Raw genomic sequence first — 19,587 nt, forward strand, 5'->3', positions numbered from 1 at the left:
GAGACGGACCGTCCTCGCCGGGGGCCCGCACAGGCGTACGGATGCCGCCGCGTCCGTCAGCCCGGTGGCCGAGGGGCGAGCCGCGTGGGTCAGTGGCCGGTCGCCCACGTGTAGCGGTGCTCGGGGCGGCCGGTCTCGCCGTAGCGCAGACCGAGCCGCACCCGGCCCGTCCGCTCCAGAAGCTTCAGATAGCGCTGGGCCGTCTGCCTGCTCACCCCCGCCCGCTCGGCGATCTCCTGTGCCGAGAGCGGGCCCTCGGCCGCGAGCAGCACCTGCCGCAGCAGCTCGGCGGTGGTGGGGGAGTGGCCTTTGGGCAGGTCGGGCTCGACGGAGACGGAGAGGGCGCCGAAGATCCGGTCCACCTGGGCCTGTTCCGCCTCGCCGCCGCCGTCCAGGGTGCGGCGCAGCGCGGCGTACGCCTCCAGTCTGGTGCGCAGCCCCGCGAAGGTGAACGGCTTGACGAGGTACTGGAGCGCGCCCTGGCGCATCGCGGCCTGGACGGTGGCCACGTCACGGGCGGCGGTCACCATGATCACGTCGGTGTGGCGGCCGAGGCGGCGCAGCTCGCGTACGACGGCGAGACCGTTCTCGTCCGGCAGGTAGTGGTCCAGCAGGACCAGATCGACGGGGCGCTCGGTGAGGAGCGCGAGCGCCTCCGCGGCCGAGTGCGCCGACGCCACCACCCGGAAGCCGGGAACCTTCCCGACGTAGGCGGCATTGATGTCGGCGACCCGCCGGTCGTCGTCCACGACGAGAACGTCGATCATCGCGACTCCTTGTCCAGGGAGGTCCCGTCCGGACCCCCCGCCGGTACGGGACTGCTCCGGTCCTCAGCCGGTACGGAACCGTCCAGCGCCTCGCCCACCGCCTCGTCCAGTGCCTCGCTCAGCGCCTCCGGCAGGACGACGGTGAACTCCGCCCCGCCGCCGGGCGCCGCCGCCACGCGCGCGTGGCCGCCCTGCCGCTCGGCGAACCGGCGGACCAGGGCGAGCCCCAGACCCCGCTTGCCGTGGGACGGCAGCTCCTTGGTGGACCACCCCTCGGTGAAGATCAGTTCGCGCTGGTCGTCGGGGACGCCGGGGCCGCTGTCGACGACGCGCAGTACGGCCGTACGGCCCTCGGCGCGCAGAGTCACCCCGACCGAGGCGTCCGGAGTGCCGGCTGCGGCGTCCAGGGCGTTGTCCACGAGGTTCCCGACCACGGTGACGAGCCCGCGCGGGTCGATCAGCCGGTCCGGGAGCGAGGTGTCCGGCGTGATGCGCAGCGCGACCGCGCGCTCGGCGGCCACGGTTGCCTTGCCGACCAGCATCGCCGCGAGCAGTGGATCGCGGACCTTCTCGGTGACCTGCTCGGCGGTGGTCCGGTGCACCCCCACGACCTCGGTGACGAACTCGACCGCCTCCTCGTGCATCTCCAGCTCCAGCAGACCGAGCAGGGTGTGCAGGCGGTTGGCGTGCTCATGGTCCTGGGCGCGCAGCGCGTCGATGAGTCCGTGGGTGGAGTCCAGCTCACGGCCCAGGCGCTCCAGCTCGGTACGGTCGCGCAGGGTGGCTACGGCGCCGCCGTCGTCGGTCGGCATCCGGTTGGCGACCAGGACGCGGTGGCCGCGTACGGTCAGCAGGTCGGTGCCCGAGACGCGCCCGGTGAGCACATCGGTGGTCCGCCCGGCGCCCAGCACCTCGTCCAGAGGGCGCCCCGCGGCCTCGGGGCCGACCCCGAGCAGCCGCTGCGCCTCGTCGTTGAGCAGCCGGACGCGGCCGTTCCGGTCGAGTGCCACCACCCCCTCGCGGATCGAGTGGAGCATCGCCTCGCGCTCCGCCAGCAGCGCCGAGATATCGGAGAAGGCCAGGTCACGGGTTTGCTTCTGGATCCGGCGGGAGATCAGATACGCGGCGAGCGCGCCGGCCGCGAGGGCGCCGCCCGCGTAGGCGAGCAGGCCGGGGATGGCGGCCAGGAGCCGGGCGCGCACGCTGTCGTACTCGATCCCGACCGACACCGCCCCCACGATGGCCCCGTCGGCGTCCCGCAGCGGCACCTTGCCGCGCGCGGAGCGGCCCAGCGTGCCGCTGTCGATCTCCATGACGTCCTCGCCCGCCAGCGCCTCGCTGGGATCGGTGGAGACGACCCTGCCGAGCAGGTCGCCGTCCGGGTGCGACCAGCGCACCCCGCGCCGGTCCATGACCACCACGTACTCGGCGCCGGTGGCCCGGCGGATCCGCTCGGCCTCGCGCTGCACGGGGCCGCCGACAGCGGGCCCTGATGCAACGAGGTCGGCCGCGAGCTGCGGCTGCGCGGCCGTGGACTGGGCGATGGCGAGGGCGCGGCGCATCGCCTGGTCGTCGAGCTGATGGCTGAGCGGGGCGAGGAACAGGCCGGTCGCGAGCACGGTGACACCGGCGGCGATGGCCAGCTGCATCAGCAGCACCTGGGAGAAGACGCGCTGGGGCCAGCCGAACCGCCGCCGTCCGGGTGGGGGCGCGCTGGGGACGGCACTCATGCCTATGCACGGTAGACGGCGGATCGACGCATTCCGAAATCTGTTCGCACCGTGGGCACGCCCGTGCGGTCGTGCGGCCGTGCCGGGCGTGCCCGGCTCCAGCCGGCGGTCACCGAGACGCCGTACAAGGCGGCTGCCGCGCGGCACCGCCGTACGGCTTCGGGCGCCGTACGGCTTCGGGCACGAATTCCTGTGAGTTTCCTGTGTGCGCTCGGTCGCGTGTTATCAATTCCTTATGCCTCGGGGATGTCCGCCCTGGCACGCACCAGCGTGTCGCGGGTGATGACGACGATCCGCTCGCAATCGGCACGCCCGGCGTCGATCGGCAGCTTGCCGTCCAGGCTCTCGGTCATGTCGACACCGATGACGGCGAAGCTGCCGTCGCTCAGCTCGAAGATGTCGGGGCATGTCTGCCCCGACAGACTGCCGCGTTCTCGTGGGGAAGCACCGACCCTGCGCACGATATTCACCAGGGACCGTTCCAATGGCTCGGAGGAGTCTGGCACGTAGGACAGATAACCAGACTCGCGCAGGTCGCGGTAGGCCTCCTGGGAATTGATGCGGATTACCTCAACTGGCTGATGTTTCGCACGATCTCATCGACACGCCGTCCCAGGCGTGCCTCCTGCGAGCCCTCCTGGAGTACGGCCCGGTGCTGGCGCGTGAACTCCCAGTATTCGCGGAAAATAGGACTGCGGCAGATGACGTGCAGATGTCCGCCGATCTCGCTCTCGCTCGTCGAACCGGTGCGGTAGGCGTGCAGCACATTGCTGTAGAGGGCGTTCGCGTACAGGAACTGGCGCTGCTTCACGGGGGGCACCTCCTCCTCGAACGTGTCGAGGACGGCGGCCAGCTCGGGATCGTCGATGGCCTTGCTGAGCAGATCGAAGTGGAGCCGGTGCTGGTGGGTCAGGGTGAGCCGGCGGGCCAGCAGCCGCTGTTGCAGGGCGAGCCCGGTGGCGCCCGCGGCGATCGCGAGCCCGGCGAAGACACCGCCGGCGGAGGCCGCGCCGGCCGCCGGGGCGAGCGCGTGGAACCCGGCGCCGAGCGCCAGGCTGAGGGCGGCGGCCAGCGCCACGGCGCCCGCCGCGAGCGCCACCGTCGTCGCCGTGCCGTCGTGCTGTCCGTTTCTGTGCTGGCTGGTCATGTCTTTTCTCCCGTACGACTGTGACTACTGTGGGGCAGCGGGCGGCCCCTGGTTGGCCCTGATCTCCTCGTCGATCAGCTCCGCCAATTTCCTTTCGTGGCTGTCCCCGGGGAGCGCGAATTTCCGGTCCCGGGAAAGCTCCCAGTACCGCAGATAGGGCTCGCTGCTCCGTAATGACCTGGCGTGTACGCGCAGTTCCTCGTCGGAATAGCTGCCCCACTGGCGGGCGAGCAACAAGTGCCCGAACGTCAGGTTGGCGAACAGGTACTGTCGTGCCTCCTCGTGAGGGATACCCGGAAAGCCGTTCCACACTGCCGCGAGCGACGGATCCTCCATGGCCATCCGGGTCAGCTGCACATGCAGCGAGCGCATATCGGCCTCCGCACTGCGGTGCAGTTCCTGGCGGGACTGGGACAGTTCCTCGCGCTGGTCCGCGAGTTCACGCCGCTGCATACGCAGTTCCTGGTATTGGAGCAGCAGCGCCACCACCAGTATGAGGAAGGCGAGGCCGGAGAAGACCGCGCTCGCCGCGCCGAAATAGTTACCGATCTGGCTACGGCTCTCGGCGCGGTCGAGACCGCCCTCGCGCCGCTGCACGGTGTCGATGAGCCAGCCGCTCACCAGGAGGGCGGCGGCGCTCACCAGGGCGGTGCCGACGAGCGTGGCCGCCGTCCAGAGGGCGAACCTCGCGGCGGGGCGGAGCCAGGCGTGCGGTGCTGTCGTCGCTGTCACGGGGACCTCCCGGGTAGGTGCGCGCGCCGGTCGTGGCGGCACTCAATCTGCCCGCGTCCTTCCCGGGCGACGCACGGCCGGGGAGGCGGCCACGCGCATACCGGCCGGGCGCGGTAGCCGCTCGGGTGTACGCGGGGCGCCCGGGGGGCCGCGCCCGGGCCGCCCATATCCTGGGGCGGGGCCACAGGGGCTTCCTCCTGCCCCGAGGAGCACCCCGCGCCCCACCCGTACGCGCCCGCCCAGAAAGGCCCCCTCGTGAGTCCGACCGGTCCGACCCAGCAGATCCCCGTCGTGGTCCTCGCGGGCTTCCTCGGCTCGGGCAAGACCACCTTGCTCAACCATCTGCTGCGGGCCGGCAGGGGCACCCGGATCGGGGCGATCGTCAACGACTTCGGATCCATCGAGATCGACGCGATGACCGTGGCCGGACAGCTCGGCGACTCCACTCTCTCGCTCGGCAACGGCTGTCTGTGCTGCGCCGTCGACGCGAGCGAGCTCGACGTGTATCTGGAGAAGCTGACCCGGCCCGCGGCCGGGCTGGACGTCCTCGTCATCGAGGCGAGCGGTCTCGCGGAGCCGCAGAAACTGGTGCGGATGGTGCTGGCCAGTGAGAACCCGCGGGTCGTGTACGGCGGGCTGGTCGAGGTCGTCGACGCGGCCGAGTACGACGCGACCCGGGCGCGGCACCCCGAGATCGACCGCCATCTCGCGGTCGCGGACCTGGTGGTGCTCAACAAGACCGACCGCGTTCCCGGGGCGGAGCTCGACCGGCTGCGGGCGTCCCTCGACGGGGGCGCCCCGGTGGTGGAGGCCGTGTACGGGCGGGTGGACCCCGAGCTGTTCTTCGACCGCCGGCCCAGCACCGAGCGCGTCGGCCAGCTCGCCTTCGAGGATCTGCTGGACGATGAAGAGGCGCACCAAGAGGCGCACGAAGGGGCGCATGGGCAGGAGTGCGGGCCCGGGTGCGCCCACACGGGCCATCTGCACACCGCGTACGAGTCCGTCGCCTTCACCTCGGCCGTGCCCATGGACCCGCGCCGGCTGATGGCCTTCCTCGACAGCCGCCCCGAGGGCCTCTACCGCCTCAAGGGGTTCGTCGACTTCGGCCCGGCCGACCCGCTCAACCGGTACGGCGTCCATGCCGTCGGCCCGTTCCTGCGCTTCTACCCGGAGCCCTGGCCGTCCGGCGAGGAGCGGCTGACCCAGCTCGTCCTGATCGGCTCCGGCATCGACACCGGAGGGCTGCGCGCCTCCCTGGACGCGGCCGTGGCGGCGCAGCCGCGGGACACCCCGGACGAGGCCGCCATGTGGGGCGTCCTGCGCTATGTACAGCGGGACGAGACGGAGGAGGCCGACGAGTCGCGGGCGGTCCCCGAGGAGGAGGAAGCCGACGGGGCCGACGGGACCCCGGGCGAGGAGTAGCCCCCGCCCGCGGCCCGCCGGCCCCGTTGTCGCGCCCCGCCGGTCCGCCCCGGCTACAGCGCGGGACCCGCCAGCACCGACACCGTGTGGCCCAGCGGTGTGCCCGAGCCGTCGCGGCGCGGGTCGGGCTCCGGGAGCTCCACCGGGGTGCCGTTGGCCTGCGCCGCCTTCGCCGGGGCAGCGCCCGCCCAGGCCAGTACCAGCATGTCCTCGCCCTTCAGGAACCGCTGGCAGCGCACGCCGCCGGTGGCCCGGCCCTTGCGCGGATACTGGTCGAACGGCGTCAGCTTGACCGTCGCCGCCGAGTCCCCGAGCAGCGTGCCGCGCGAGCCCGCCACCGTGAACACCACGGCGTCCGCCGCCGGGTCGACCGCGGTGAACGAGATCACCTTGGCGCCGTCGGCGACCTTGATGCCCGCCATACCGCCCGCCGGGCGGCCCTGCGGGCGCACCTGCGAGGCCTGGTAGCGCAGCAACTGGGCGTCGTCCGTGATGAAGACCAGGTCCTCCTCGCCGGTGCGCAGCTCGACCGCGCCGACGATCCGGTCGCCGTCCTTGAGGGAGATGACCTCCAGCTCGTCCTTGTTGGCCGGATAGTCGGGCACCACGCGCTTGACCACGCCCTGCTCGGTGCCGATCGCCAGCCCCGGCGACGACTCGTCCAGCGTCGTCAGACACACCAGGGTCTCGTCGGCCTCCAGCGAGAGGAACTCCGAGACCGGGGCGCCGCCCGAGAGGTTGGGCGCGGCGGCCGTGTCCGGCAGCTGCGGCAGGTCGATCACGGCGAGCCGCAGCAGCCGCCCGGCCGAGGTGACCGCGCCGATGTCACCGCGCTGGGTCGCGGGCACCGCGGAGACGATCACATCGTGCTTGGCGCGGCGCTCGGCCTCCGCGAGCGGTTCCGCGTTCGCGGTGCGCGCCAGCAGGCCCGTAGAGGAGAGCAGCACCCGGCACGGGTCGTCCGCGACCTCCAGCGGCACCGCCGCGACCGGGGCGCCCGCCGACTCAAGGAGCACCGTGCGCCTCTCGGTGCCGAACTTCTTGGCCACCGCGGCCAGTTCGGCCGAGACCAGCTTGCGCAGCTCGCTGTCGGACTCCAGGATGCCGGTCAGCTCGTCGATCTCGCCGGTGAGGCGGTCGCGCTCGCTCTCCAGCTCGATGCGGTCGAACTTGGTGAGGCGGCGCAGCGGGGTGTCCAGGATGTACTGCGTCTGGATCTCGCTGAGCGAGAAGTGCTCGATCAGGCGCTGCTTGGCCTGCGCCGAGTTGTCACTCGACCGGATGAGACGGATGACCTCGTCGATGTCGAGGAGCGCGACGAGCAGGCCCTCCACCAGATGCAGCCGGTCACGGCGCTTGGTGCGGCGGAACTCGCTGCGCCGGCGCACCACCTCGAAGCGGTGGTCGAGGTAGACCTCCAGGAGCTCCTTGAGGCCCATGGTGAGCGGCTGGCCGTCCACCAGCGCCACGTTGTTGATGCCGAAGGACTCCTCCATCGGCGTCAGCTTGTAGAGCTGCTCCAGGACGGCTTCCGGGACGAAGCCGTTCTTGACCTCGATGACCAGGCGCAGACCGTGCGAGCGGTCGGTGAGGTCCTTGACGTCGGCGATGCCCTGGAGCTTCTTGGAGCCGACCAGGTCCTTGATCTTGGAGATCACCTTCTCCGGGCCGACCGTGAACGGCAGTTCCGTGACGACCAGGCCCTTGCGGCGCGCCGTCACGTTCTCCACCGACACCTTGGCGCGGATCTTGAAGGTGCCGCGGCCCGACTCGTACGCGTCCTTGATGCCGGACAGGCCCACGATCCGGCCGCCGGTGGGCAGGTCGGGGCCGGGGACGAAGCGCATCAGCGCTTCCAGGTCCGCGTTGGGGTGCCGGATCAGATGGCGGGCGGCGGCGATGACCTCGCCCAGGTTGTGCGGCGGCATATTGGTCGCCATGCCGACCGCGATCCCGGTCGCGCCGTTGACCAGCAGGTTCGGGAAGGCGGCGGGAAGGGCGACCGGCTCCTGCTCCTGGCCGTCGTAGTTCGGCGAGAAGTCGACGGTGTCCTCGTCGATCGACTCGGTCATCAGCTGGGTGGCGTCGGCCATCCTGCACTCGGTGTACCGCATCGCGGCCGGCGGGTCGTCGTTGCCGAGCGAACCGAAGTTGCCGTGGCCGTCGACGAGCGGCAGGCGCATGGAGAAGGGCTGCGCCATCCGCACCAGCGCGTCGTAGATCGACGCGTCGCCGTGCGGGTGGAGCTTGCCCATGACCTCGCCGACCACGCGCGCGCACTTCACATAGCCGCGTTCGGGGCGCAGGCCCATCTCGTTCATCTGGTAGACGATGCGGCGGTGGACCGGCTTCATGCCGTCGCGGGCGTCCGGCAGGGCCCGCGAGTAGATCACCGAGTAGGCGTACTCGAGAAAGGAGCCCTGCATTTCGTCCACGACGTCGATGTCGAGGATCTTCTCCTCGAAATCGTCCGGCGGCGGGGTCTTCGTGCTGCGGCGGGCCATCGCGGCTGCGGCTCCTTCACCAACGTGTTCTTCTTAGCGACCACCAACAAGGTCTGCTGCTGACGCCGACCATTGTGGACCGTCCCACTGACAACGCGGACCGCGACCCGGGAACTTCGCCAGGTGTCGGTGCGCTTGCATACAGTGGCAGGACTTCTTCACCGCGATCGAAGGGACGTACATGCCCATGGGTCACACGGCCACCGCCCAGGCCGGCTCCGGCGGCCTGACAGCGACCGAGCACCGGCTGGCCAACGGCCTGCGCGTGGTGCTCTCCGAGGACCACCTGACCCCGGTCGCCGCGGTCTGCCTCTGGTACGACGTGGGCTCCCGCCACGAGGTCAAGGGCCGTACGGGCCTGGCTCACCTCTTCGAGCACCTGATGTTCCAGGGCTCGCACCAGGTCCACGGAAACGGCCACTTCGAACTGGTGCAGGGCGCCGGCGGCTCCCTCAACGGCACCACCAGCTTCGAGCGCACCAACTACTTCGAGACCATGCCGACCCACCAGCTGGAGCTCGCGCTCTGGCTGGAGGCCGACCGCATGGGCTCGCTGCTCTCCGCCCTGGACGAGGAGTCCATGGAGAACCAGCGCGACGTCGTCAAGAACGAGCGCCGCCAGCGGTACGACAACGTGCCCTACGGCACGGCCTTCGAGAAGCTCACCGCGCTGGCCTACCCGGACGGCCACCCGTACCACCACACGCCGATCGGCTCCATGGCCGACCTGGACGCGGCGACCCTGGAGGACGCGCGCGCCTTCTTCCGTACGTACTACGCGCCGAACAACGCGGTCCTCTCGGTCGTCGGCGACATCGATCCCGATCGCACGCTCGCCTGGATCGAGAAGTACTTCGGCTCCATCCCCTCCCACGACGGCAAGCAGCCGCCGCGCGACGGCACGCTGCCCGGCGTCATCGGCGAGCAGCTGCGCGAGGTCGTCCACGAGGACGTGCCCGCGCGCGCCCTGATGGCCGCCTACCGGCTGCCGCACGACGGCACCCGCGAGTGCGACGCCGCGGACCTGGCGCTCACCGTCCTCGGCGGCGGCGAGTCCTCCCGCCTCCACAACCGTCTGGTCCGCCGCGACCAGAGCGCGGTCGCGGCCGGATTCGGTCTGCTGCGCCTGGCCGGCGCCCCCTCGCTCGGCTGGCTGGACGTGAAGACGTCCGGCGGCGTCGACGTCCCCGACATCGAGTCGGCCGTCGACGAGGAGCTCGCCCGGTTCGCCGAAGAGGGCCCCACGGCCGAGGAGATGGAGCGCGCCCAGGCCCAGCTGGAGCGCGAGTGGCTGGACCGGCTCGGCACGGTGGCGGGCCGCGCCGACGAACTCTGCAGGTACGCGGTGCTGTTCGGCGACCCCCAGCTCGCGCTGACCGCCGTCGACCGGGTCCTCGACATCACCGCCGAGGAGGTGCGGGACGTGGCCCGGGCCACCCTGCGCCCGGACAACAGGGCGGTGCTGGTCTACGAGCCGACCACCGCGGCAGCAGACGAGGCGGCCGAGGCCGCCGCAGAGGGAGCAGAGCAGTGAGCGAGACCGGCGTGACCATGCAGTTCCACCCCCAGCCGGCCGCCGGCACCGCGCGCCCCTGGGCCTTCCCCGCCCCCGGCCGCTCCACCCTGCCCAACGGGCTGACCGTGCTGCGCTGCGACCGCCCCGGCCAGCAGGTCGTGGCCGTCGAGATCTTCCTCGCCGCCCCGCTGGACGCCGAACCGGCCGGTCTGGACGGCGTCGCCACGATCATGGCGCGCGCGTTCTCCGAGGGCACCGACAAGCGCTCCGCCGAGGAGTTCGCCGCCGACCTGGAGCGCTGCGGCGCCACCCTGGACGCGCACGCGGACCACCCGGGCGTCCGGGTCTCCCTGGAGGTGCCGGTCTCCCGGCTCCCCAAGGCGCTCGGGCTGCTCGCGGAGGCGCTGCGGGCCCCCGCGTTCGCCGACGCCGAGGTCGACCGCCTGGTGCGCAACCGCCTCGACGAGATCCCGCACGAGCTGGCCAACCCGGCGCGCCGCGCCGCCCAGCAGCTCTCCCGGGAGCTCTTCCCGGCCAGTGCGCGCATGTCCCGCCCGCGCCAGGGCACCGAGGAGACCGTCGCGCGGATCGACGCCGCGGCGGTACGGGCCTTCTACGAGGCGTACGTACGCCCCGCCGCGGCCACCGCGGTGGTCGTGGGCGATCTGGGCGCCACCGACCTGGACGCCATCCTGGCGGACACCCTGGGCGCCTGGACCGGCACCCCGGCCGAGGAGCGTCCGATGCCGCCGGTCACCGCCGACGACACCGGCCGCGTGGTCATCGTGGACCGGCCGGGCGCCGTCCAGACGCAGCTCCTGATCGGCCGGATCGGTCCGGACCGCCACGACCGCGTCTGGCCCGCCCAGGTCCTCGGGACGTACTGCCTGGGCGGCACGCTCACCTCCCGCCTGGACCGCGTCCTGCGCGAGGAGAAGGGCTACACCTACGGAGTGCGCTCGTACGGCCAGGTGCTGCGCTCCGGTCCGGAGGGCACCGGCGCCGCCATGCTCGCCATCAGCGGCTCGGTGGACACGCCCAACACCGGCCCGGCCCTGGACGACCTGTGGACGGTGCTGCGCAAGCTCGCCGCCGAGGGGCTGACGGACGCCGAGCGCGAGACCGCCGTGCAGAACCTGGTGGGTGTGGCCCCGCTGAAGTACGAGACGGCCGCCGCCGTCGCCGGGACGCTGGCCGACCAGGTCGAGCAGCACCTCCCGGACGACTTCCAGGCGCAGTTGTACGCGCGCCTGGCCGACACCGGCACCGTGGAGGCCACGGCCGCGGTCGTCAGCGCCTTCCCGGTGGACCGTCTGGTGACGGTCCTCGTCGGAGACGCGGCGCAGATCGAGGAGCCCGTCAAGGCCCTCGGAATCGGTGAAGTCACCGTCGTGGCGGGCTGATTGAGCCGTCCGCCGAGGACGGGCGGACGATTCGGGTGAGGACCCCGGTGGCCGAGTGGCCACCGGGGTCCCCCTTTATGCCCGTTTTGTTGGGGAGGTTGCCTGTCTGTCATGTGGCGTGCGCAACAAAAAGTCGTGTCTGTTTGGTGATTGAAAGATCAGCCGTCTAGCGTCAGTCCGGCTGTCCGTCACCACCCGTCGCAGCCGCGGCACCGGACAGTCATCGCCGAGTCCCCAACTGGCGCGAGCCAGGGGAGCCGGGGACCCACTCAGTCCCTGGGGTGAATCGGACGCCTCCGTCCCGCGGAGGGGCCCGTAGGAGACCTTCCAGCTCCGAACCCGTCAGCTAACCCGGTAGGCGAGATGGAAGGAAAGGAACCGCCTCTCCATGGCGTTCACCCGTGCCACCGGGAAGCACCGTCGGCCCAGCGCCGTGTCGCGCAAGAGCGCGAACATAGCGGGCATCGCCACCCTCGCCACCGCCGGAGTCGTGGGCACCCTCGCCTCGCCGGCCATGGCCGCCGACAGCTCGGCGCCCGCCGCCGCCTCGGTCGAGGACACCGGCATCACCCAGGCCATCGTGATCGGTGACTCCCTCGCCGACCGGATCGACGCCCAGGCCGCCGCCCAGAAGCACGCCGCCGACAAGGCCCGCGCCGCCGCCGAGGCGAAGCGCAAGGCCGAGGCGAGGGCCAAGGAGGAGCGCGCCGCCAAGGAGCGCGCCGCCCGCGAGGCCGAGCGTAAGCGCCTCAACTCCTTCGTCGCCCCGATCGAGGGCGGTTACGTCTCCACCGGCTACAAGACCGGCGGCTCGATCTGGTCCTCCGGCAGCCACACCGGCATCGACTTCCACGCGGGCGAGGGCACCCCGGTGCACGCGGTCGGCCTGGGCACCGTCGTCGAGGCGGGCTGGGGCGGCGCCTACGGCAACAACATCGTGATCCGGATGAACGACGGCACGTACACGCAGTACGGCCACCTCTCGTCCATCGGGGTGTACGTCGGCCAGCGCGTCGAGCCGGGCCAGCAGATCGCCCTCTCCGGCAACACCGGCAACACCACCGGCCCGCACCTCCACTTCGAGGCCCGCACGGCCCCGACGTACGGCTCGGACATCGACCCGATGGCGTACCTGCGCTCGCACGGCGTCAACGTCTGACCCGGCCGTCCCCGCACCGAACCGCAAGCCCCCGCCGCGTCGCGCCGGGGGCTTCGGCGTGCCGTCCGGCGCACGTACCCCGCCGGTGGCCAAAAGATATGCATTGCATACGGCACGTCACCGGGAATTAACAGGCGCTGGAATAGAGTCGCCGAACAGGCGTCGATCGACCGCGTTTCGCGGGGATTAAGGCGGAGGTTCGGTCATGCGCATTCCCGCGCAATCGGTATGCACGGCAATCCGCGACGACATCGTCGCGGGGCTCTTCGCGCGCGGCAGCCGGCTCACCGAGGAAGTGCTCGCACGGCGGTACGGGGTCTCCCGCGTCCCGGTCCGCGAGGCGCTGCGCACGCTGGAGTCCGAGGGGTTCGTCACCACGCGCCGGCACGCCGGTGCCTGCGTCGCCGAGCCGACCGAGCAGGAGGCGGCCGACCTGCTCGAACTGCGCGCCATGCTGGAGCCGCTGGCCGCCTCGCGCGCCGCCGCCCGGCGCACCGAGGCCCATCTGAAGGTGCTGCGCGGGCTGGTCAGGCTCGGCCAGGACCGTGTCCGGCGGGCCCAGGGCGAGGATCTGCGCTCGCTGGACGGCTGGTTCCACGAGACGCTCGCCCAGGCCTCCGGCAGCCCCGGCCTCATCGCGCTGCTCACCCAGCTGCGACACAAGATCGCCTGGATGTACGTGGTGGAGCGGCCGGCGCTGCCCGCCGAGTGCTGGGCGGAGCACGCGGCGATCGTGGACGCGCTGGCGCGCGGCGACGCCGAACGGGCCAGGTCGCTGGCCGCCCGCCACGCCGAGCGCGCGTTTTCCGCCCATCGGCTGCGGCGTCCGGCGGACGTGAGGATCCCGCAACATGCAGTAAACACCGCGAGCGTCCGTGCTTAACAAGGTCGCCGTATACAAAGAAGTGATTCGGCGGGGTTCTTCCGTGCTGCCCGAAATCAGCCCGGAAAGTGGGGGCGGGGGCGGCGGGTCCGTGTCACTGGGCGAATAAGCCGGAGCCTACGCGGGGGGAAAGGAAAGGAGCCGCGGACCCGGAATTCAGGGTCCGCGGCTCCGATCGCGAAGTGCGGTGGCACGCAGTGCGGTGACGCGGCGCTCCGGGGCCGGTGGTCCGGCCGGCCGGGTGCGGTCAGCCGTCAGACGGTCTCGGGGAGCTCCTCGAGACCTTCCTCGACCAGCTTGGCCAGCCGGTCCAGAGCCGCCTCGGCGCCCTCCGCCTCGGAGGCCAGCACGATCTCCTCGCCGCCCTGCGCGCCCAGGCCGAGCACCGCGAGCATGGAGGCGGCGTTGACCGGGTTGCCGTCGGCCTTGGCGATCGTCACCGGGACGCCGGAGGCCGTGGCGGCGCGGACGAAGAGGGAAGCGGGGCGGGCGTGCAGGCCCTCGGCCCAGCCGACATTGACGCGGCGCTCAGCCATGGTGATGCCCTTCGAGATCTCTCACGGTTGTCTAGACCAGTCTCTCATGTCCTGTGCGGTGCTCGTGCCGACGTCGGTGCCCGGATCCGGCGGCCCCTCGGCCCTGGCCACCCTCTCCACCCTGCCCCCTACCTTGACCCGACCCAACCGGCCCCGCGACCCGTAGGCTGCCGGTATGCAGGCTCCGCAGGAGAAGACGCAGGACCCCGCGTACCCGGCCCACTGGGAGGCCGACGTCGTGCTGCGCGACGGGGGGACCGCGCGGATCAGGCCCATCACCACGGGCGACGCGAAGCGGCTCGTCTCGTTCTACGAGCAGGTCTCGGACGAGTCCAAGTACTACCGCTTCTTCGCGCCCTACCCCCGGCTCTCCGCCAAGGACGTGCACCGCTTCACCCATCACGACTACGTGGACCGGGTGGGACTCGCGGCGACGGTGGGCGGCGAGTTCATCGCGACCGTCCGCTACGACCGGATCAACGCCCAGGGGCGGCCCGCCTCGGCCCCGGCCGACGAGGCCGAGGTGGCGTTCCTGGTCCAGGACGCCCACCAGGGGCGCGGCGTCGCCTCCGCGCTGCTCGAACACATCGCGGAGGTCGCGCGCGAGCGGGGGATCAGACGGTTCGCGGCGGAGGTGCTGCCCGCCAACAACAAGATGATCAAGGTGTTCACGGACGCGGGCTACCAGCAGAAGCGCTCCTTCGAGGACGGCTCGGTCCATCTCACGCTGGATCTGGAGCCCACCGCCGAGTCACTGGCCGTCCAGCGCGCGCGTGAGCAGCGCGCCGAGGCCCGTTCGGTGCAGCGGCTGCTCGCCCCCGGTTCGGTGGCCGTGATCGGCGCCGGCCGCGCGCCGGGCGGAGTGGGCCGCACGGTGCTGCGCAACCTCCTGGGCGCGGGCTTCACCGGACAGGTGTACGCGGTCAACCGGGCCCTGCCCGGAGGCGGTTCCACGATCGACGGCGTCCGCGCGGCCCGCTCGCTCGGCGAGCTCGGGGAGCCGGTCGACCTCGCGGTCGTCGCGGTCCCGGCCGAACGGGTGCCGGAGGCGGTCGCGGAGTGCGGCGAGCACGGGGTGCAGGGACTGGTCGTCCTGTCCGCCGGGTACGCCGAGAGCGGCGCCGCCGGACGCGAGCGCCAGCGCGAACTGCTGCGGCAGGTGCGGTCGTACGGGATGCGGCTGATCGGGCCCAACGCGTTCGGCGTCATCAACACCGCGCCCGGGACGCGCCTGAACGCCTCCCTCGCGCCCGAGCCGCCCCAGCGGGGCCGGATCGGCCTGTTCACCCAGTCGGGCGCGATCGGCATCGCGCTCCTGTCGGGACTGCACCGGCGGGGCGCGGGCCTGTCGGCGTTCATCTCGTCCGGCAACCGGGCGGACGTCTCGGGCAACGACATCCTTCAGTACTGGTACGAGGACGCGGACACGGACGTCGTCCTGCTGTACCTCGAATCGATCGGCAACCCGCGGAAGTTCACCCGGCTCGCGCGGCGGACGGCGGCGGTGAAGCCGGTGGTCGCGGTGAAGGGCGCCCGCCACAGCGGCTCGACCCCGCCCGGGCACGCGGTCCCGGTGACCCGGGTGCCGGACGCGGCGGTCTCGGCGCTGCTGCGCCAGGCGGGCGTGATCCGGGTGGACACGGTGACCGAGCTGGTCGACGCGGGCGTGCTCCTCGCGGGCCAGCCGCTCCCGGCGGGGCCGCGCGTCGCCATCCTCGGCAACTCGGAGTCCCTCGGCCTCCTCACGTACGACGCCTGTCTCACGGAGGGCCTGCGGCCCCACCCGCCGGTCGATCTGACGACGGCGGCCACCCCCGAGGACTTCCGCGACGCCCTGGCCCGGGCCCTGGCGGACGAGTTCTGCGACGCGGTGGTGGTCACGGCGATCCCCTGGGTGGGCGAGCCCGGCTACCCCGACGAGGCCCTGGCCACGGCTCTCCACCAGGCCACGACGACGGCCCCCACGAAGCCGGTGGCGGTGGTTCACGTGGAGCTGGGCGGCCTGGCAGAGGCCCTGGCAAGCGCGGCGAGCACGGCCCGCCGCACGCCGCCGCCCCCGCGCGTCCAGCCGACGCTCCCGGAGGCACAGCCCCCGACCGCCTCAGCCCCCGCCTGGCCGCAAGGGCACACCTCCGCCGAGCCCCCGGACCGCACCCCCGCAGGGTCACAAGGGCACACCCCCACAGGGGCCCCGGGGCGAAACCCCGCGGCGGGTCCGGGGGCGCGGCCACCGGGGAACTCCTCCCTCCTCAGCCCACCCCCACCCCCGGAGGGTCTCGGGAAGGAGCGGGGCGGGGGACAGCCCGCCGGCCACCACGAACCCGCACCCGTACCCGCACCCCCCGCCACCCCCCACCGCATCCCCGCCTACCCCGCCGCGGAACGCGCGGTCCGCGCGCTCGCCGAAGCCGTCCGCTACGGACAGTGGCGCCGCCAGGCCGCCGAGCAGGGCAGGGTGCCGCAGTACGACGACATCGACGAGACCGGCGCGGCGGCCGACATCGAGCGGCTGCTCGGGAGCGCCGACCCCAGGGGCACCACGCTGCCCCCGGACGACGCCGCCGCCCTCCTCGCCCGGTACGGCATCCCCGTACGCCCCGCCCTGCCCGCCCCCCACCCCGACGCCGCCGTCACGGCCGCCGCCCGCCTGGGCTACCCCGTCGCCCTCAAGACCACCGCCCCGCACCTGCGCCACCGCCCCGATCTCGGCGGCGTCCGCCTCGACCTCGCCGACGAGGAGCAACTGCGCCGCGCGTACGCGGAGTTGACGCACGCCCTCGGCAAGCCCGAGGAGCTCCAGCCGGTCGTCCAGGCGATGGCCCCGCGCGGCGTGGACACCGTGGTGCGCGCCGCCATCGACCCGGCCGTCGGCGCCGTGCTCTCCTTCGGCCTCGCCGGGGCCGCCTCCGAGCTGCTCGGCGACATGGGCCACCGCCTGGTCCCCGCCACCGACCGGGACGCCGCCGAACTGGTCCGGTCGATCCGGACCGCCCCCCTCCTCTTCGGCTGGCGCGGCTCGGCCCCGGTGGACACCGCGGCCCTCGAAGAGCTGCTGCTGCGGGTCTCGCGGCTGGTCGACGACCACCCCGAGGTCGTCGTCGTCTCCCTGGAACCGGTCGTCGTCGCCCAGCAGGGGCTGTCCGTACTCGGCGCCGGCCTGCGGCTCGCGCCCCCGCCGCCCCGCGCCGACCTGGGCCCGAGGCGCCTGCCCAGCTACTGAGTCGATCGGGCCCCGGGGCCCCGTAGGATGGAGTCCATGGCGAAGACCGGCACGATGACCCAGGGGCTGCGCGCGGCGATCGAGCGCAGCGGCTACTACCCGGCCCTTGTGGCCGAGGCGGTGGAGGCCGCCGTCGGTGGTGAGCCGATCGCGTCGTACCTGGTCCACCAGGAGACCACCTTCGACGCCAACGAGGTCCGCCGCCATGTGACGGTCCTGGTCCTGACGGACAACCGTTTCATCGTCAGCCACACCGACGAGCAGAACGCGGACACCAGCTCCCCGACGCCGTACGCCACGACCTCCACCGAGTCCGTGAAGCTCGACCGGATCTCGTCCGTCGTCGTCAGCCGCGTGGTGGCCAACCCCGAGTCGTACACCCCGGGCACCCTGCCCCGCGAGGTCGTCCTGACCATCGGCTGGGGTGCCGTCTCCCGGATCGACCTGGAGCCCGCCGCCTGCGGCGACCCGAACTGCGACGCCGACCACGGCTACACCGGCAGCTCCACCGCCGACGACCTGAGCCTGCGCGTCAGCGAGGCCGGGGACGGCCCGGACACCGTGCGCCAGACCCTCGGCTTCGCCCAGGCCCTCTCCGAAGCCACCGCGGCCACCGCCCGCTGATGGTCCAGCCCACCTGGCAGGACCCCGAGCCCTTCGCCCTCGACACCGCCCCCCTGCCCGAGTACGGCAGCGGCTCGCTCGCCGATCTGCTGCCCACCCTCGCGGCGGGCATGGGCGTGCCCGGGACGACCACCGCCATCGCGGAGCTGACCCCGGCCGACCGGAACTGCGTGTTCCTGATCGACGGGCTCGGCTGGGAGCAGATCAAGGCCCACCCCGACGAGGCGCCCTATCTGCACGGGCTGCTCGCCGGCTCGCGCGGCGGCACCGGACGGCCCATCACGGCCGGGTTCCCGGCCACCACCGCCACCTCGCTCGCCTCCGTCGGCACCGGCCTGCCGCCCGCCGCGCACGGCCTGCCCGGCTACACCGCGCGCGACCCGCGGACCGGCGAGCTGATGAACCAGCTCCGCTGGAAGCCGTGGACCGACCCGCACACCTGGCAGCCCTACCCCACGGTCTTCCAGCTGGCCGACGCGGCCGGCGTGCACACCGCCCAGGTGTCCTCGCCGACCTTCGAGCACACCCCGCTCACCAAGGTCGCGCTCAGTGGCGGAACGTTTCACGGCAGGCTGACCGGCGAGGACCGCATGGACCTGGCCGCCGCCCAACTCGCCGCCGGGGACCGCTCGCTCGTGTACACGTACTACAGCGAGGTCGACGGCAAGGGCCACCGCTTCGGCGTGGACTCCGACGCCTGGCGGGGCCAGCTGATGTACGTCGACCGGCTGGTCCAGCGGCTCGCCGAGCAGCTCCCGCCGCGCTCCGCGCTCTATGTCACCGCCGACCACGGCATGATCGACATCCCCTTCGACGAGGAGTCCCGTATCGACTTCGACGAGGACTGGGAGCTGCGCGCGGGAGTGGCCCTGCTCGGCGGCGAGGGCCGGGCCCGCCATGTGTACGCGGTTCCCGGCGCCGAGTCCGATGTGCTCACCGTCTGGCGCGAGGTGCTCGGCGAGCAGTTCTGGGTGGCGAGCCGCGACGAGGCCATCGCGGCGGGCTGGTTCGGACAGCCGGGCGCCTGCGACGAGCGGGTGTACGGGAGGATTGGTGACGTCGTCGCCGCCGCCCACGCCGATGTGGTGATCATCGCCTCGCGGAACGAGCCGCACGAGTCCGCGATGGTCGGGATGCACGGCTCGATGACCCCCGTCGAGCAGTTGGTGCCGCTCCTCGAAGTACGCTCGTAACCTCTCTTCCCCGCCCCTCCCCCTGTCTCTCCTCCGTCTCCTGTACGCGGACGCGTGCGCAGATCCGAAAGGCCGTCACCCTCCCATGCCCGAGCTGGTGTTCTTCTCCGGAACGATGGACTGCGGAAAGAGCACCCTCGCTCTTCAGATCGAGCACAACCGCTCCGCGCGCGGCCTCCAGGGCATGATCTTCACCCGGGACGACCGCGCGGGCGAGGGCAAGCTGTCCTCCCGGCTCGGGCTGGTGACGGACGCGGTCGAGGCCGCGGAGGGCTTCGACTTCTACGGGTACCTGGTCGCCCACCTCTCCAAGGGCGGCCGTTGCGACTACGTGATCGCCGACGAGGCGCAGTTCCTCGCGCCCGGCCAGATCGACCAGCTCGCCCGGGTCGTCGACGACCTCGACCTGGACGTCTTCGCCTTCGGCATCACCACGGACTTCCGCTCCAAGCTCTTCCCCGGCTCGCAGCGGCTGGTCGAACTGGCGGACCGCGTCGAGGTGCTCCAGGTCGAGGCGCTCTGCTGGTGCGGGGCGCGCGCCACCCACAACGCGCGTACCCGCGGCGGGGAGATGGTGGTCGAGGGCGCGCAGGTCGTGGTCGGTGACGTGAACCAGTCCGAGGACGAGATCGGGTACGAGGTGCTGTGCCGGCGCCACCACCGCCGCCGGATGACGGCGGCGGCGGCGCGGGCCGCCGCGCTGTCGCCGGACGTCCTGCCCATCGACGCGTAGCGCGTCCGGGCCGCCTCG

At 72.5% G+C, this 19,587-nt stretch carries 16 protein-coding genes and 1 riboswitch; of the genes, 9 read left to right on the top strand and 7 right to left on the bottom strand.

Features of this window, described 5'->3' with window-relative positions; genetic code table 11:
- Positions 1-89: 89 nt before the first annotated feature.
- From ACZ5ID_RS00710 to ACZ5ID_RS00730, 5 genes are all read right to left on the bottom strand, one after another.
- Positions 90-767: a DUF7342 family protein gene (locus tag ACZ5ID_RS00710; protein WP_468892124.1), complete on the bottom strand. Its 678-nt coding sequence runs from the start codon at positions 765-767 to the stop codon at positions 90-92.
- Entirely contained in the window at positions 764-2,497 is a 1,734-nt protein-coding gene (locus ACZ5ID_RS00715) for a sensor histidine kinase (RefSeq protein WP_468892126.1), read from the bottom strand. The genes ACZ5ID_RS00710 and ACZ5ID_RS00715 overlap by 4 nt, the downstream gene beginning before the upstream one ends.
- Positions 2,498-2,730: 233 nt before the next feature.
- Positions 2,731-2,967: a hypothetical protein gene (locus tag ACZ5ID_RS00720; protein ID WP_468892128.1), complete on the bottom strand. Its 237-nt coding sequence runs from the start codon at positions 2,965-2,967 to the stop codon at positions 2,731-2,733.
- A 95-nt stretch (positions 2,968-3,062) separates the two neighbouring features.
- Positions 3,063-3,644, bottom strand: a complete 582-nt coding sequence (locus ACZ5ID_RS00725) for a DUF6082 family protein (protein WP_468892130.1) — start codon at positions 3,642-3,644, stop codon at positions 3,063-3,065.
- Between the two features lie 24 nt (positions 3,645-3,668).
- Positions 3,669-4,376, bottom strand: a complete 708-nt coding sequence (locus ACZ5ID_RS00730; RefSeq protein ID WP_468892132.1) for a DUF6082 family protein — start codon at positions 4,374-4,376, stop codon at positions 3,669-3,671.
- A gap of 255 nt (positions 4,377-4,631) precedes the next feature.
- On the opposite strand from ACZ5ID_RS00730, the gene ACZ5ID_RS00735 reads away from it, so the two are divergent.
- The gene (locus tag ACZ5ID_RS00735) at positions 4,632-5,798 is read left to right on the top strand and encodes a CobW family GTP-binding protein (RefSeq protein WP_468892134.1); all 1,167 of its coding nucleotides are present in this window, start codon (positions 4,632-4,634) and stop codon (positions 5,796-5,798) included.
- Positions 5,799-5,851: 53 nt separating this feature from the next.
- Here the strand turns inward: ACZ5ID_RS00735 and ACZ5ID_RS00740 are convergent, their stop codons facing one another.
- A complete protein-coding gene (locus tag ACZ5ID_RS00740; RefSeq protein WP_406555967.1) occupies positions 5,852-8,302 on the bottom strand; it encodes a DNA gyrase/topoisomerase IV subunit A in 2,451 nt (816 codons plus the stop codon).
- Between the two features lie 181 nt (positions 8,303-8,483).
- Between ACZ5ID_RS00740 and ACZ5ID_RS00745 the strand changes: the two genes are divergently transcribed.
- The 4 genes from ACZ5ID_RS00745 (at position 8,484) to ACZ5ID_RS00760 (ending at position 13,263) form a co-directional block, all read left to right on the top strand.
- A complete protein-coding gene (locus ACZ5ID_RS00745; protein ID WP_468892136.1) occupies positions 8,484-9,836 on the top strand; it encodes a M16 family metallopeptidase in 1,353 nt (450 codons plus the stop codon).
- 17 nt (positions 9,837-9,853) lie between these two features.
- A complete protein-coding gene (locus ACZ5ID_RS00750) occupies positions 9,854-11,221 on the top strand; it encodes a M16 family metallopeptidase (RefSeq protein ID WP_468893128.1) in 1,368 nt (455 codons plus the stop codon).
- 214 nt (positions 11,222-11,435) lie between these two features.
- Positions 11,436-11,597, top strand: a riboswitch (cyclic di-AMP (ydaO/yuaA leader).
- Positions 11,598-11,609: 12 nt separating this feature from the next.
- Positions 11,610-12,380, top strand: coding sequence for a M23 family metallopeptidase (locus tag ACZ5ID_RS00755; RefSeq protein ID WP_468892138.1), 771 nt, complete (start codon positions 11,610-11,612; stop codon positions 12,378-12,380).
- Between the two features lie 205 nt (positions 12,381-12,585).
- Positions 12,586-13,263, top strand: a complete 678-nt coding sequence (locus ACZ5ID_RS00760) for a GntR family transcriptional regulator (protein WP_468892139.1) — start codon at positions 12,586-12,588, stop codon at positions 13,261-13,263.
- A 254-nt stretch (positions 13,264-13,517) separates the two neighbouring features.
- Here ACZ5ID_RS00760 and ACZ5ID_RS00765 read toward each other — a convergent pair whose 3' ends face one another.
- Positions 13,518-13,799: an HPr family phosphocarrier protein gene (locus ACZ5ID_RS00765; protein WP_358834300.1), complete on the bottom strand. Its 282-nt coding sequence runs from the start codon at positions 13,797-13,799 to the stop codon at positions 13,518-13,520.
- A 175-nt stretch (positions 13,800-13,974) separates the two neighbouring features.
- Between ACZ5ID_RS00765 and ACZ5ID_RS00770 the strand changes: the two genes are divergently transcribed.
- The 4 genes from ACZ5ID_RS00770 (at position 13,975) to ACZ5ID_RS00785 (ending at position 19,569) form a co-directional block, all read left to right on the top strand.
- Positions 13,975-17,019: a bifunctional acetate--CoA ligase family protein/GNAT family N-acetyltransferase gene (locus ACZ5ID_RS00770; RefSeq protein ID WP_468892141.1), complete on the top strand. Its 3,045-nt coding sequence runs from the start codon at positions 13,975-13,977 to the stop codon at positions 17,017-17,019.
- 36 nt (positions 17,020-17,055) lie between these two features.
- A complete protein-coding gene (locus ACZ5ID_RS00775; protein WP_406555411.1) occupies positions 17,056-17,643 on the top strand; it encodes a DUF5998 family protein in 588 nt (195 codons plus the stop codon).
- Positions 17,643-18,836, top strand: coding sequence for an alkaline phosphatase family protein (locus tag ACZ5ID_RS00780; protein WP_468892143.1), 1,194 nt, complete (start codon positions 17,643-17,645; stop codon positions 18,834-18,836). Before ACZ5ID_RS00775 ends, ACZ5ID_RS00780 begins: the two co-directional genes overlap by 1 nt.
- 85 nt (positions 18,837-18,921) lie before the next feature.
- A complete protein-coding gene (locus ACZ5ID_RS00785; RefSeq protein ID WP_468892145.1) occupies positions 18,922-19,569 on the top strand; it encodes a thymidine kinase in 648 nt (215 codons plus the stop codon).
- Positions 19,570-19,587 lie beyond the last annotated feature (18 nt).

The sequence above is a fragment of the Streptomyces sp. NPDC031670 genome (genome assembly GCF_055580545.1).

Bases quoted from the DNA above. Each gene is read 5' to 3' on its own strand.
- ACZ5ID_RS00725 (WP_468892130.1), bottom strand. From the start codon at position 3,644: ATGACCAGCCAGCACAGAAACGGACAGCACGACGGCACGGCGACGACG.
- ACZ5ID_RS00710 (WP_468892124.1), bottom strand. From the start codon at position 767: ATGATCGACGTTCTCGTCGTGGACGACGACCGGCGGGTCGCCGACATC.
- ACZ5ID_RS00750 (WP_468893128.1), top strand. From the start codon at position 9,854: ATGCAGTTCCACCCCCAGCCGGCCGCCGGCACCGCGCGCCCCTGGGCC.
- ACZ5ID_RS00785 (WP_468892145.1), top strand. From the start codon at position 18,922: ATGCCCGAGCTGGTGTTCTTCTCCGGAACGATGGACTGCGGAAAGAGC.
- ACZ5ID_RS00775 (WP_406555411.1), top strand. From the start codon at position 17,056: ATGGCGAAGACCGGCACGATGACCCAGGGGCTGCGCGCGGCGATCGAG.
- ACZ5ID_RS00740 (WP_406555967.1), bottom strand. From the start codon at position 8,302: ATGGCCCGCCGCAGCACGAAGACCCCGCCGCCGGACGATTTCGAGGAG.
- ACZ5ID_RS00765 (WP_358834300.1), bottom strand. From the start codon at position 13,799: ATGGCTGAGCGCCGCGTCAATGTCGGCTGGGCCGAGGGCCTGCACGCC.
- ACZ5ID_RS00760 (WP_468892139.1), top strand. From the start codon at position 12,586: ATGCGCATTCCCGCGCAATCGGTATGCACGGCAATCCGCGACGACATC.
- ACZ5ID_RS00745 (WP_468892136.1), top strand. From the start codon at position 8,484: ATGCCCATGGGTCACACGGCCACCGCCCAGGCCGGCTCCGGCGGCCTG.
- ACZ5ID_RS00715 (WP_468892126.1), bottom strand. From the start codon at position 2,497: ATGAGTGCCGTCCCCAGCGCGCCCCCACCCGGACGGCGGCGGTTCGGC.
- ACZ5ID_RS00780 (WP_468892143.1), top strand. From the start codon at position 17,643: ATGGTCCAGCCCACCTGGCAGGACCCCGAGCCCTTCGCCCTCGACACC.
- ACZ5ID_RS00755 (WP_468892138.1), top strand. From the start codon at position 11,610: ATGGCGTTCACCCGTGCCACCGGGAAGCACCGTCGGCCCAGCGCCGTG.
- ACZ5ID_RS00770 (WP_468892141.1), top strand. From the start codon at position 13,975: ATGCAGGCTCCGCAGGAGAAGACGCAGGACCCCGCGTACCCGGCCCAC.